We start from the raw sequence: 13,399 nt of genomic DNA on the forward strand, positions 1-13,399 counted from the left end.
TATGAAGGAGGAAACCTTTACCTACTCTTGCCAGAAGTATTGGCGGCCTTGGCTCTTGGCTGTCATTGGTTTGTGCGCCTGTTTTGCCGCCCACGGGCAGGCCTTTGAATTTGGCATGGAAACGACAGTCGGCAAGTCCAATGCCCGCTTCCGGGGGGAGCTGTCGGAAATGGTCGGCTTCTCAGAGCTTGAGATCACGGATGCAGAGGTAGACAGTGCGTTCGCATTTTTTGACCTCGATGCCCCAAGGTGGCTGAAAAACTTGTTCCCGGGGCTGCGCATCGATGTACAGCAGCAGTTGGAACAGGAAATGCGGCGCAATGTGAATATGGCGCGTTTCTTTGTGCGCTACCGGTTCATTGGCGCAAGCGTTGCTGTCTCCGACCCCCGCTTTATCGATAGGCCAGAGAGCAGGAAGCTGGACAATCAGCTCACTTCTATACGGCTGGCGGTGCAGGGCGAAGCCGAAGCCCTGGCAGAGCACTTGGCGCTGATTGCAGCTGCAGATGCTGGCCGGCCACGGCCTTTTTTCGACAACCGCTATGATGCGGAAGCCTACATACACTTTAAGCAGCTCTTTTTGGGGGATGAGCCCCTGCTGGCCTTTGGCAAAAGGAAACAAATCACAGTGGATGCAGAGCTCACTGGGGGGATCCGCCTTACTGCCGACCCCTCCCCGATGGTCAATCTGGGCAGTGTCCTGTTCATCAGCGAGCGGCTGGACAGCCTAATGGAAGGAGGGCTGCTGGCTCCGGTAGAGGACATCACAGATCAGGTGGCGGAAGCCCTGCAAGGCATACTGTTTGGAAAATTCAGCGACCCGCGCACCGTGCCGGCTATAGGCTGGTTTGCGCGTGTAGCAGTGCCGGTCAACTTCGGTGGGGGCTTCTCTATTGTCGCAGGGGCAGACTTAGCCCGCTCTCGGCATACGATTGTGAAAGGGACAGAGCCTATGCTGCTTTCATACGCTCACTTAGGCATCAGGTGGCGTACAGGCTTTGGCTGGAGAGACCGGCCGGGCAGCCGGAGAAGAAAATAGGCTTGATGCGCCGGGTCAGTGTATTGGGGAGCAAAGCGCTTCTTTAACCTTGCAATGCCCCCCGGCGCAGGGCGTCAGCCAAAGTGCCGCAGGTGTTGATGCTTTTCGGGCTATAGCCTGGCATTGGCCTAGCGCTGCGAAGGGGTGGCTGAAGGCCAGACCCGACGCCTGTAGGGCGAGGGGCCGAGCGGGTAGCGAGCCCCGTAGCATAGCGGCACCTGCCGTTGGGCAGGGGCAGGCCCCCATCCCGCAAAGCAGGCAGGGTCAGGCCCCAAAAAACGACAATCTGTTTTGCGCCCCTGGCGCTGCAGGATCAATAAATTGCACCGTTCAGACAACTACATACTTATGAAGAAAAAACTACTACTTAATATCCTTGTACTCGGCTTGGGGCTGGCGCTGCAGGCACAGTCTGGCAACCGGTACATCATCCCCTTGGAAGATGCGCAGCTGGATTTCGGCATCAAGATGAATGCCGTTTTTGCTATGGACGACCGTGCGCCCCTCTCGGCCAACCCCCATTTTCAAGCCATGTGGAACCTCGTCAAGCTTGGCGCCTCCCTGGAGGCCCTGCTGCAAGGTATGGACGCTCCAATGAGCGAATTGGAAATGGGCGAAGCGTTTGGCCGCAATGGCTACAACAAAACAGTCGCTGCATTTTATCTCCGGTACAGCTTTGGCGAGTCTTCCGATCTTGCCCTGCAGCCACAAGTATTGGAGCTGGGCGTAGGGCCCGGCTATTTCAAGGAAGGAGGGAGCGGGGCTAATGTGTACCTCGACTATCGCTACAGCATATTGCGTACGCCCTATAGCGCAGGTGGCGGCAGCATCGACAGGGCTTTCGATTATGAGGTCTTCCTCGGGCTGCGTGCAGGGATGGACTGGAGCTTTCAGCGCAATGAAAGCGAAGCCGGCTTCTTCCAGTTCCTGACCAATGAACTAGAGCGCATTGCACTGGAAAATGAGTTTACCGCTACACAGCTGATTGCACTGCAAGACTTGGCAGAGGACAGCCGGGTGCTGCTGCCGGAAGATGTGGGCGGGAGGAGTTTCCACGTAGGGCCTACAGCGGGGGTACGGCTTTCGCGCAAGCTCTTCTCCCATGGGAGGGTTTTTGCACAGGGGCAGGTGTTTTATGACCTTATGGACCTTGGCCAGGGCAGGAGTGGGGAAGAGAACCAAAGGAGCCAGCATCATATCGCCCTACAGCTCGGGCTGGAGTTTGCGATAGGGGGGGAAGGGCAGCGGGCAGGCCCTAGCTTTTACTAGGAGCTTCAGCGGGCGCGCGGCCTAATAATTTTCAAATCTCACCAAAAAAGCGTATTTTCGCTGAAGTTGTATGATGTAATTTTTAATCTGTTGATGGGTTATTCTGCCCAGACCAAATAAAATCCAAATAAGCATGTTTTTTGAATTGACCGAAGAACAGCTCGCCGTGCAGGAGGCTGCCCGGGAGTTTGCCCAAAAAGAACTTAAGCCCGGCGTAATTGAGCGCGACAGCAAGCAGGAGTTTCCCAAGGAGCAGATCCGCCGGATGGGAGAGCTTGGCTTCCTGGGCATGATGGTCTCCCCGGAATACGGCGGGGGCGGTATGGATACCATGTCTTATGTCTTGGCTATGGAAGAGATATCGAAGGTAGACAACTCTTGCTCTGTCATTATGTCTGTCAACAATTCATTGGTCTGCTGGGGCATTGAGACGTTTGGCTCAGAAGCACAGAAGGCAAAATACCTGCCCAAACTGGCTAGCGGCGAGTGGATCGGCTCATTCTGCCTTTCGGAGCCGGAGGCTGGCAGCGATGCTACCATGCAGCGTACTACTGCGGTAGATATGGGCGACCACTACCTGCTCAATGGCACCAAAAACTGGATCACGAATGGCGGCAGCTCGAGCGTGCACTTGGTCATGGCCCAGACCGACGCTGAGAAAGGGCATAAAGGCATCAATTGCTTGATCGTAGAAGCAGATTGGCAAGGGGTGACCGTGGGGGCTAAAGAAGATAAGCTGGGCATCCGCTCCTCGGATACCCATACCATTATGTATACGGATGTGAAGGTGCCCAAAGAAAACCGCATAGGTGAAGACGGCTTTGGTTTTAAATTTGCGATGAAAACCCTTTCTGGCGGCCGTATTGGCATTGCGGCCCAAGCCCTAGGCATAGCGGGGGGCGCTTATGAGCTGGCGCTGGCCTACTCCAAAGAGCGGGAAGCTTTTGGCAAGCCCATTAGCAAACATCAGGCTATAGCCTTCAAGTTAGCGGATATGGCTACCGAAATTGAGGCCGCCAAACTAATGGTCTACCGTTCTGCTTGGCTGAAAGACAATAGTATGGATTATGACATGGCCAGCTCTATGGCCAAGCTCTACGCTTCTGAGGTGGCCATGAGGCATACGGTTGAGGCGGTGCAGGTACATGGAGGCTATGGCTTTGTCAAAGAGTACCATGTGGAGCGCCTGATGCGGGATGCCAAAATCACACAGATCTATGAAGGTACATCGGAGGTGCAGCGGATCGTGATTTCCCGCGGCATCCTAAAAGGGCAGCTGTACTTGCCCATCTTCCGCGACAATATGCAGGAGCAGGGCGTTTAACCAGCCTGTCCACACCATGTCCTACGCAAAGAGCATCTTCCATAGCGGGAGGTGCTCTTTGTTTATCAAAAAAGCCGCTATGCCATTAGCCGGGCACAGCAACTTAACCTGCCCCAACCGCGTTATAAACGGCATGTTGCCCCTACCTACAGCCTCAATAATATGAAAGGAGCCCTTCAGATTGCCCGCGTTTTTGGAATTCCGGTACAAGTACACTGGACCTTCCTGCTCATCTTTGTGTGGGTCCTCATCAAAGGGCTCAGCGAAGCATGGGACTGGGAGGCGATCGGCTGGATGATGGCTTTCGTATTGGCTATTTTTTTCTGTGTGGTGCTGCATGAGTTCGGCCACGCCCTTACCGCGAGGCGGTATGGAGTGCAAACGCGGGATATCATCCTCTCCCCAATAGGCGGAGTGGCCCGGCTCGACCGGCTTCCTGACGACCCCCGTCATGAGTTTATGGTCGCCCTCGCCGGCCCTATGGTCAATTTGTTCATCAGCATGCTCTTAGCGGTACAGCCCGTGTTTATATCTGCCAATGGGCGCTCCCAGCTTTACAACTTTTTCCTAAGCATTTTTTACCCTGCCAGCAATGCCTTCAATATCGGGCTCTCCGGCTGGGATTACTTCGTGTTCGGCCTCATTTTCCTGAATATCATATTGGCCCTGTTCAATATGATGCCCGCCTTCCCGATGGACGGTGGGCGGGTGCTGCGTGCTTTGCTCTCCATCCGCATGGGGCGGCTGCGGGCCACTCGCCTGGCCACATATGTGGGCCAGGCTTTTGCGGTAGCGATCGTTGCACTGGGCCTGTGGCAGTTGAGCATCATCACAGCAGTCGTCGGTATTTTTGTTTTTGTCATGGCGGCAAATGAATACAAAATGGTCCGCTTTGACCGCTTGCTGTCTACCCACAAAGTGGCCGATGTAGTGCGCCGGGGCTTTACACCGGTTTATGCCTGGCAGCCTTTGGGCGAAGTATTAGACCGGATGCAACATGGTGCGGAGCGCAGTTTTCTGGTTTTTGACCAATGGCACAACCTCTGTGGTGCACTGAGTGAGCGTACACTGGTGAATTTGGCGAAAGCCAAAACAACAGACCGCGGAAAAGCGGTTGGAGAAATAGCGGCTGTTGTCTCAGGGGGGCTGCTGCTGTATGATGCGCTGGATGAGGTGTACGGCAAGGTCTATGCGAGGCAGGCGGGTGTCCTGCCGGTATACGAAAAGGGCCAGCTTGTAGGCATGGTAGACGAAGACGGGCTGCGCACCTTCCTCAAACTCATGGACAAGTAAAAAAACAGGGCTGGCCGAGCACGCTCAACCAACCCTGTCTGAAGATTCACTAATCGTATCTTAGTAGGCCTTCGCAAAGAGTACCCGCTGATTGGAGGGTTTTCCTGTGAGGATACACCGCCCCTCTTCCTGCTCATTATCGAGCGGGATGCAACGGATAGTCGCCTTGGTCAGCTCTTTTATCTTGAGCTCGGTCTCAGTAGTGCCATCCCAATGAGCAGAAATAAAGCCGCCACCCCAGGATTCAGTCTGATCAGGGCGTGTTGCGTTGACAATAGCCTTGAAGTCATCAAAATGATCAGCCCGGGTGATGTTGTCGTCCCGGAATTTAGTCGCCTTCTGCAGCAGGTTCTGCTGTATGTCGTCTAAAAGCTGAGCGGCAAAAGCCGCTGCCCCGTCGATAGGGACGAATTGCTTTTCCTTGGTGTCACGGCGGGCGATTTCCACCTGCCCTTTTTCAAGGTCGCGTTTGCCGATGCCGATCCGTACCGGAATACCTTTGAGCTCGTGCTCTGCAAACTTGAAGCCGGGGCGGTTCTTCTCGTCGTCGTCAAACTTGACCCGGATGCCTTGTGCGCGCAGGGCTTGCATGAGTTTTTCGGCTACCTCTGCAATCTCAGGCCCGGGCTTTGGGATAGGCACGATGACCACCTGAGTAGGCGCCAGCTTTGGCGGGATGACGAGCCCGTCGTCGTCAGAGTGGGTCATGATCAGCCCACCGATGAGGCGGGTAGAAACGCCCCAAGAAGTAGCCCAGACATACTCCTGCTGATTCTCTTTGTTGAGGAACTTCACATCAAAAGCTTTGGCGAAATTTTGGCCAAGGAAATGTGAAGTGCCGGCCTGCAGCGCTTTGCCATCTTGCATGAGCGATTCAATGGTGTAGGTCTCATCGGCACCGGCAAACCGCTCGTTGGCAGTTTTTACGCCTCTGATAACCGGCATAGCCATGTACTGCTCAGCAAAGTCGGCATAGACTTGCTGCATGCGCAGAGACTCTTCCATTGCTTCTTCCCGGGTAGCGTGAGCGGTGTGCCCTTCCTGCCAAAGGAACTCTGCAGTGCGCATAAACAGGCGGGTGCGCATCTCCCAGCGTACCACGTTGGCCCATTGATTGATGAGCAGCGGGAGGTCCCGGTAGGAGTTGATCCAGTCCCGGTAAGTATCCCAGATGATGGTTTCTGAAGTAGGCCGTACGATCAGCTCTTCTTCGAGCTTCGCAGAGGGGTCTACAACGACACCCCCTCCGTTGGGGTCGTTCATAAGGCGGTGATGGGTTACCACGGCACACTCCTTGGCGAACCCTTCAACATGAGCCGCTTCCCGGCTCAGGAAGCTCTTAGGGATGAACAGCGGGAAGTAAGCGTTGACATGGCCAGTCTCTTTGAACATGCGGTCGAGCTGATCTTTCATGTTTTCCCAAACGGCAAAGCCGGTCGGTTTGATAACCATGCAGCCCTTGACCTGTGAGTGGTCGGCAAGGCCGGCACGCTTTACGATGTCCAGATACCACTGCGAGTAGTTCTCAGTACGCTTGGTGATTGCTTTGGCCATAAGCGGGGTAAATTTATGCGCCCGGGCTGGGCGGTTGATTGTTCATGATATCCAGGCCATAAAAACCGGCTTTAACAACTGTTAAGGGCCGGAAAGCCTTGGTTTAACAGGCAGAAATCGCCTTTTAAAGAGTCTTTAACTAAAAATTAGGCACAAAAGTAATAAATTGGATGTTGTGAAAGTAAGAGAGTCACGGTTATTACGTCAAAAACAGATTTTATGAAAACCTATCCAAAATCGGCTTTGCTGCTTGCTTTGTTCTTCCTCATTGGGAGTACAGCAGCTGTAGCACAGTACGATGATTTATACTACAACCCCGATACGGATGGCGCCTACTATGATTATGGCAACAATTCCTATTCGGGCGACGACTATGTCAACAACCGCTACGCTGACGAATACCGGGAATATGACGATGACTATTACGACTATTACTATACGTCCCGGATTCGCCGCTTCCACCGCCCCTACGCGGGGTTTGGCTACTTCGATCCGGTGTATGTGGACAATGCCTACTACGACCCCTTCTTCAACCCGGTATCTACGGTACTGATATATGACAGCCCATGGGGCTGGAACCGTTGGAACCGCTGGAACCGTTGGAATTCATGGGGTTGGGGCCCGCGCGTTTCCGTAAATATTGGCTTTGGCTTTGGCAATCCCTTTTGGAACGACCCCTGGGCATGGGGTGGCAGCCCATGGGGCTGGAACAGCTGGAACCGTTGGAACAGCCCTTGGGGCTGGAACAGTTGGAACCGCTGGAACGACCCCTTCTTCTGCGCGCCAACTTGGGGCAATGGCTTTGTCTACAACAACTACAACAACGTAACGGTCAATAACAACAACGATAACGGTGGGCGGGGTACTTACTATGGCCCACGGACCAATGGGTCTGTCAACCGGCCAAGCCAAGCCAAGCGGGATATCCCATTGGCAGACAATAACAACCGCAATGAGCCGGCCAAAGACGTTACCCTGAATAGCCCTAAATCCGGCCGCGACCGCACGGGCAGCACTTCGTCCCCAGGCTTGGTCAATGACCAAAACCCTAGAGCGGATGTCGCCCGCAGTACGTATACCCGTAGCCGTACTTATGACCGTGCGCCTTCAACTACGGTGACGCCCTCGCGCAGCAGTATTACGGCTACGCCAAGGACTGACCGTTCGAGCCGGACGTCCCCGCGCACAGATTACCGTTCACCACGGAGCAGCAGGTCTTATGATGACCGGCGCAGCGGCAGTGGTTATACCCCTCGGTCTTACGATAGCAATTCTCGTTCGAGCCGGACTGCACCAAGCCGCTCCTACGATAGCTCAAGCCGTACCAACCGGACGTACACGCCGCGTAGCACGAGCCCGAGCCGAAGCACGAGCCCGAGCCGCTCCTTTACACCGCGTAGCAGCTCTCCAAGCCGGAGTTATTCTCCAAGCCGGAGCAGCAGCCCGAGCAGGAGCTATTCCTCTCCTTCACGGAGCAGCTCCCCAAGCCGGAGCAGTGGCAGCAGCCGCTCATCAAGCAGCCGTAGCCGTGGCAACTAAGCTAGTGGGCAGCACACCGTCACGTTGGCTTTAGTTTAAGAGCGAAACTTGGGGTGTCAGGGGTTTATGGCTGGAGGCACTAGTTTTCGACTAGAAGACCAAAATCCCAACACGCGCTAACAAATTGAAAACAGGGGTGGGGAAGTCATTTTCCACCCCTGTTTTATTCCTGCTCTGCAGCGTTTTTCAACGCTAGCGTCAACACAACCCTCTTTGAGTACCTTTAACTATTAATAACCTGCATTTCAGTGGCACCGCTGAAAAACCATATATCTATGATGTACAGAACCCTTTCTCTGCTTTTGGGCTTATCGCTTGCTGCCGTGGTTCACGGGCAAAACTTTAGCGATGCCTTGCGTTTTTCATCCTTTTCTGTGGGCGGCACAGCCCGCTCTATAGGTACCGGCGGCGCGTTGGGCGCTTTGGGCTCGGATTTTTCTGTGCTGAGCACCAACCCGGCTGGGCTGGGCTGGTACCGTATGTCGGAGTTTGTCATCTCGCCAGGAGTATACCATGCAAACTCCAGCTCGGTCTTGCTCAATGATGACGGCGCGGATGCTTTTGAAGAAAACCGCACCAATTTCAACCTGAACACCTTCGGGGTCGTTTTTGCCAATGCCAACCCTAACCGGGACTGGCGTACGATCAATTTTGGCATAGGCGTCAACCGTTTAGCCAATTATCATCAAGATTTTTACTACGGCGGTACTTCTGTAGGCTCTATTGTCAACCGGTTTCAGGAGCAGGCCAACAGCGAGGCCGGCATTTCCGATTTTGAATCAGGCCTGGCAATTGACGTAGGTGCGCTTTACGAGAGCAATCCGCCTGATGGGCTTTACTACTCTGACTTCGGGCTGGCTCCAGACTCGGCTTTCTTTAAAAGCCAGGATGTTTTTACCCGAGGGGCTATCAATGAGCTGGTCTTTTCCCTTGCGGGCAACTTCCGTGAGCGCTTGCTGATCGGGGCTACCGTAGGCGTGCCAATTGTGCGCTATGAGGTGGAAAAGGAGTATCGGGAAATTGACCGTGGGCCAGGCGAGGAGGGCAGCGTGCCATTTTTCAATGCTTTGTCTTACAATGAGTTTTTATCCACTTCCGGTACAGGGGTGAACCTGAAGCTGGGGGCTATTTTCCGCGCTACGCAAGTCCTTCGCTTGGGGCTGGCTGTCCACACTCCAACCTTTATGCGCCTCGATGATGTGTACACTGCCAGCATGGGCTATAACTATACCGAGAACGAAGAAGAGTTTGAGTTTATATCGGAATCGCCCGATGGCAGTTTCGAATACCGGTTGCGGACACCGTGGCGGCTGATCGGAAGTGCAGGCTTTATCATCAGTGGAGGGGAGCTGAAGCCGGTAGCGCCGGGCAGTGATACACAGGTGCGGGTGGTGCGCGGCGGCTTCCTTTCGGCTGAGCTGGAGTACCTGAACTATGGCAACAACCGTTTCCAGTACGACGGCTTTGGCGATGCAGAACGGGAGGTGAACGCCACTATACAGGATGAGCTGGCTGAGGCTTGGAACTTGCGCCTGGGCGGAGAGTATGGCTTTGATCAGATCCGTTTAAGGGCAGGCTATAGCCTGCAGCAGTCTCCGCTCAAAGGAGATGATACCCTGAACAGTGCCATAAGCTTTGGGGCAGGCTTGCGCCAAAAAACGTTCTTTGCAGACCTGGCTTACCGCCGGCAAATGAACGAGCGTTTTTATACGCCCTATCAGACCTTTGATGCGCCAGAACAGCTGGTAGAGCAGCAGGTAAACCTGAGCGAGATTGTCCTGACGATTGGCTTTCGGTTCTAAGAAGTCCGTATAAATGCATAAAAAAGCCCGTCGAGCTGGCCCCAAGAGGCTGGCTGACGGGCTTTTTTTGGTTTTAAGCCAAGTTTGAACTGCGGGCCTGATTATCCTACAGCGACTTCGCTTTCCGCAACAACTTCGTTGCCGGCACCTACCCACTCCTCATAGCCGTTGGAGTAGTTCTTGATGTTTTTGAAACCGTGCTTGGCCAGTACTGAGTAGCCGATTGCAGCCCGGTCGCCGGTCTTGCAGTGAATGACTACTTCCTGTTCTTGGCTCACTTTATCCAGGTTTTTCTCAAGGGTGCCCACGAAAACGTTGTCCGCCCCTTTGATGTGGCCTGCTTTGTATTCGGCTGCACCGCGCAGGTCGACTACCTGAGTGCCTTCCTTTTTCATCAGGTCTTTTACCTCATTGATGGAAATCACGTTGCCCGTCTCCAGTTCGTTGCCCATGTCTTCCCAGACCTTTACATTAGGCACATAGCCGGCGATATTGTCCAGGCCAATGCGCATCAGCATACGGACCAGCTCGTCGTGCTGCTCTTCTTCTGCGATGAGCACGAAGGGTTTGTCGTAAGACATGAACCAGCCCATCCAGGTTGGGAAAGCGTTGTTGTGCTGAATATTGAGCGTGCCAGGGATGTATCCTTTTGCGAAATCAGCTTTTTGCCGAGTATCTACTACATTCAGCCCTTCATTGAGTGCGGCTTTCAGCTCTTCGCCACTGAGCTGCTTCAAAGTAGGTACTTCCGTCAGGAGCGGGCGGTCTACCTTGTTCAGCTTTTTCATCATAGCGAAGTACTTGGGCGGCTCCGGCTGATCTTCAAGCAGGAAGTTGATGAAGCCTGGGCGGTCGTCTTCGTACTGCAGTGCCCAGTTTCGGATTTTCTCATAGCCTACGGTTGTGCTAGGCACTGCGCCCAAGGCTTTGCCGCATGCAGAGCCTGCACCGTGGCCCGGCCAGACCTGAATGTGGTCAGGGAGTTTGCGGAAGCGCTCTACAGAGTTGTACATTTCAATGGCACCTGCTTCTTTGGTCCCAGCGAGCCCGGCTGCTTCCTCGAGCAGATCAGGGCGGCCAATATCGCCCACGAACACGAAGTCGCCCGTAAAGAACATCACAGGCTCAGGGCTTGCAGGCGTATCGGTCAGCAGGAAGCTGATGCTCTCCGGGGTATGCCCTGGCGTATGCATCACCTCTATTTTCAGGTTGCCGACCATAAATTCGCTGCCATCCTTAAGGCCAATATGAGGGAATTCGTATTCCCAGCCTTCCCCGCCTTCATCAGAGAGGTAGAGGTCTGCACCAGTCAGGGCGGCCAGCTCCCGTGCGCCGGAGAGGAAGTCGGCGTGGATGTGCGTTTCTGCAACGTGCGTAATTTTGAAGCCGTTAGCTTTGGCAATATCGAGGTAAGTGTCAACATCGCGCTTGGGGTCGATAACGAGCGCAACACCTGCTTTTTGGCAGCCAACTACATAGCTGGCCTGTGCCAGGGTTTTATCATAAACGTGCTGAAAGAACATGCTGAAATAGTTTAGTAATGGTGGTCAAATCAATTGTTCAGTGCAAAGATGCAGGGTTTTGAGGAGCGGCACAGTGAGTTAGGTCACAATGCAGGCTGGGCATAAAACGCAAACTGCGGGGCCGGTAAACCCGCCCCGCAGTTGATGCGCACTCTAAGTCAACTACCGCGCATTCAAGATGCCGAATAGATCGAGGCAATCTGCTCCTGGTACTTGTCCCGGATGACCCGCCGCTTGAGCTTCATAGTAGGCGTGAGCTCGGCATCGGTCCCATCTGCCCTCACGGGCTCCCAGGTTACGGGCAGCAGGCAGAACTTTTTGACCTGTTCAATTTTGCTGAAGTTGGGGTTGTACTTATCAATGATAGACTGGTACTTGGCAATGACCTTAGGGTGGTTGATGGCGTCAGCTAGCCCGTTCCAGGGCACTTCGTGCCGGTTGCACCAGTCGTGCAGGGCCTCCTCTGCTGGAAGGATGATAGCAGAAACGAATTTGCGCTGTTCCCCGACGACCATCACCTGCTCGATGAGGAAATCTTCTTTGAGCTTGTTTTCGATAGGGGCAGGTGCAACATATTTGCCGCCAGAAGTTTTTAGCAGTTCCTTTTTGCGGTCTGTGATCTGCAAGAAGAACTCTCCGCCTGGCCCTTTGAGCAATCGGCCTACATCTCCGGTCCGGAACCACCGCTCGCCATCTATGTCCTTGAAGACCTCAGCGGTGGCTTCAGGCTTGTTGTAGTACCCCATCATGACGTTAGGGCCGTGCGCAAGGACTTCCCCTTCGCCTTCCCCATACACGCCATCGCTGCTGTCAATTTTGAGGCGCACGCTGCGGAGCGCAGGGCCCACGGCCCCGAGCATAGCGCCGCCCGGCGTATAGCGCCCTACGGCCAGCCCGGGCGAGGTCTCTGTCAGGCCATAGCCTTCGCGTATAGGGATGCCCGCTGCCGAGAAGACCTTAGCCATTTTGAGGGGGCAGGGCGCTGCGCCAGTAAGGATGCCGCGTACGTTACCGCCCAGAGCTTCCCGCCATTTGCTGAAGATGAGCTTATCGGCTATGCTCCGTTTCAGCCCAGCCAGCCCGGAGTAAGGCTTGTCGTACTCAAAGTCATTGGTTAGGCTGAGCGCCCAGAAGAACAGGCTCTTTTTGACCCCGGTAAGTTCCAGCCCTTTGTTGTAAATTTTCTCATAGACCTTCTCCAGCAGCCGTGGCACCGTAGTGAAAAAGTGTGGAGCTACAGCACGGAGGTCTCCGTCTTCCCCGCCCAAGTTGTCGGTGCCGGTAAAGTGTATCTCCACTCCTAAGTAAGTATAGGCATAGAGGGCCGCCCTTTCGAAGATATGGCAAAGGGGCAGGAAGCTCAGCACTTTATGCCCGGCATGTACGGGCATCAGCTCCATGACGTCCATGACGTTGGAGACGATATTATGATGCGAAAGCATGACCCCTTTGGGCTCTCCGGTAGTGCCTGAGGTATAAATGATGGTGGCCAGGTCTTTAGGGCTCACTTGCTCGCTCATGCCCGCAATCTCGGCCACCCCATCTTTGGTAAAGAGCGTCTCCCAATGCGTAGTGCCGGGCTGCTCCTCAAAGGTGAATATTTGCTCGAGGGAAGCTACATTAGCTTTGGCCTTGTTCACTTTATCATACAAATCCCCGCTCCCTACGAAACAGAACTTTACAGCAGCATCATTGAAGATGTACTCATAATCGCTAGGGCTGATGGTAGGGTAGACCGGCACGTTGATGGCGCCAATCTGTTGGATGGCCAGGTCGGTCACTACCCACTCCGGCCGGTTTTGGTAGACCGCGAGCGCGATTTTATCACCGGGCTTTACCCCCAGCTTGAGCAGGCCCGCGCTGAGCTCTTCCGCCTGCCGAATGACTTCTGCTGTGCTCAGGTAAGCCCAGTTTCCGTCTTTGCGCCCTCCGTAAGCCCGTTCTAACGGGTGGTGAGCGAGTTGATAGCGCACAAAATCAAAAAGCCTGGTAGGACGCTCCATAGGTTTAGTTGCAATTTGGTTAATCAGGCTTAGGCCTGGAAATGAATACTGTA

9 protein-coding genes are annotated in these 13,399 nt (G+C 54.3%); 6 read left to right on the top strand and 3 right to left on the bottom strand.

Features of this window, described 5'->3' with window-relative positions; genetic code table 11:
- Position 1: 1 nt before the first annotated feature.
- From FRY97_RS03370 to FRY97_RS03385, 4 genes are all read left to right on the top strand, one after another.
- Positions 2-1,039 carry a hypothetical protein gene (locus FRY97_RS03370; RefSeq protein ID WP_147166019.1) on the top strand — a complete coding sequence of 346 codons (1,038 nt, stop codon included), beginning with the start codon at positions 2-4 and terminating at the stop codon, positions 1,037-1,039.
- Positions 1,040-1,387: 348 nt separating this feature from the next.
- Entirely contained in the window at positions 1,388-2,308 is a 921-nt protein-coding gene (locus FRY97_RS03375; protein WP_147166020.1) for a hypothetical protein, read from the top strand.
- A 133-nt stretch (positions 2,309-2,441) separates the two neighbouring features.
- On the top strand, positions 2,442-3,632 hold the full coding sequence (locus FRY97_RS03380) for an acyl-CoA dehydrogenase (protein WP_147166021.1): 1,191 nt from the start codon (positions 2,442-2,444) through the stop codon (positions 3,630-3,632).
- Between the two features lie 162 nt (positions 3,633-3,794).
- Positions 3,795-4,925 (top strand): site-2 protease family protein, encoded by a 1,131-nt coding sequence (locus FRY97_RS03385; protein ID WP_147166022.1) that lies wholly within the window; start codon positions 3,795-3,797, stop codon positions 4,923-4,925.
- Positions 4,926-4,985: 60 nt separating this feature from the next.
- Here the strand turns inward: FRY97_RS03385 and proS are convergent, their stop codons facing one another.
- Positions 4,986-6,479, bottom strand: a complete 1,494-nt coding sequence (gene proS / locus FRY97_RS03390) for a proline--tRNA ligase (RefSeq protein ID WP_147166023.1) — start codon at positions 6,477-6,479, stop codon at positions 4,986-4,988.
- Between the two features lie 219 nt (positions 6,480-6,698).
- Between proS and FRY97_RS03395 the strand changes: the two genes are divergently transcribed.
- Both FRY97_RS03395 and FRY97_RS03400 read left to right on the top strand, forming a co-directional pair.
- Positions 6,699-8,018, top strand: a complete 1,320-nt coding sequence (locus tag FRY97_RS03395) for a hypothetical protein (RefSeq protein WP_147166024.1) — start codon at positions 6,699-6,701, stop codon at positions 8,016-8,018.
- 275 nt (positions 8,019-8,293) lie between these two features.
- Complete coding sequence (locus tag FRY97_RS03400; protein WP_147166025.1) at positions 8,294-9,820, top strand: PorV/PorQ family protein; 1,527 nt, start codon at positions 8,294-8,296, stop codon at positions 9,818-9,820.
- A gap of 101 nt (positions 9,821-9,921) precedes the next feature.
- On the opposite strand, the gene FRY97_RS03405 is transcribed toward FRY97_RS03400, so the two are convergent.
- Together FRY97_RS03405 and FRY97_RS03410 are read right to left on the bottom strand one after the other, a co-directional pair.
- A complete protein-coding gene (locus FRY97_RS03405; protein WP_147166026.1) occupies positions 9,922-11,343 on the bottom strand; it encodes an MBL fold metallo-hydrolase in 1,422 nt (473 codons plus the stop codon).
- Positions 11,344-11,516: 173 nt separating this feature from the next.
- Positions 11,517-13,346 carry an AMP-dependent synthetase/ligase gene (locus FRY97_RS03410; RefSeq protein ID WP_147166027.1) on the bottom strand — a complete coding sequence of 610 codons (1,830 nt, stop codon included), beginning with the start codon at positions 13,344-13,346 and terminating at the stop codon, positions 11,517-11,519.
- Positions 13,347-13,399 lie beyond the last annotated feature (53 nt).

The sequence above is a fragment of the Phaeodactylibacter luteus genome (assembly GCF_007993045.1).
GTDB classification, from domain to species: Bacteria; Bacteroidota; Bacteroidia; order Chitinophagales; family Saprospiraceae; genus Phaeodactylibacter; species Phaeodactylibacter luteus.

Excerpts from the sequence above, each read along its gene's own strand:
- FRY97_RS03385 (WP_147166022.1), top strand. The coding sequence starts at position 3,795 with ATGAAAGGAGCCCTTCAGATTGCCCGCGTTTTTGGAATTCCGGTACAA.
- proS (WP_147166023.1), bottom strand. The coding sequence starts at position 6,479 with ATGGCCAAAGCAATCACCAAGCGTACTGAGAACTACTCGCAGTGGTAT.
- FRY97_RS03410 (WP_147166027.1), bottom strand. The coding sequence starts at position 13,346 with ATGGAGCGTCCTACCAGGCTTTTTGATTTTGTGCGCTATCAACTCGCT.
- FRY97_RS03370 (WP_147166019.1), top strand. The coding sequence starts at position 2 with ATGAAGGAGGAAACCTTTACCTACTCTTGCCAGAAGTATTGGCGGCCT.
- FRY97_RS03375 (WP_147166020.1), top strand. The coding sequence starts at position 1,388 with ATGAAGAAAAAACTACTACTTAATATCCTTGTACTCGGCTTGGGGCTG.
- FRY97_RS03395 (WP_147166024.1), top strand. The coding sequence starts at position 6,699 with ATGAAAACCTATCCAAAATCGGCTTTGCTGCTTGCTTTGTTCTTCCTC.
- FRY97_RS03380 (WP_147166021.1), top strand. The coding sequence starts at position 2,442 with ATGTTTTTTGAATTGACCGAAGAACAGCTCGCCGTGCAGGAGGCTGCC.
- FRY97_RS03400 (WP_147166025.1), top strand. The coding sequence starts at position 8,294 with ATGATGTACAGAACCCTTTCTCTGCTTTTGGGCTTATCGCTTGCTGCC.
- FRY97_RS03405 (WP_147166026.1), bottom strand. The coding sequence starts at position 11,343 with ATGTTCTTTCAGCACGTTTATGATAAAACCCTGGCACAGGCCAGCTAT.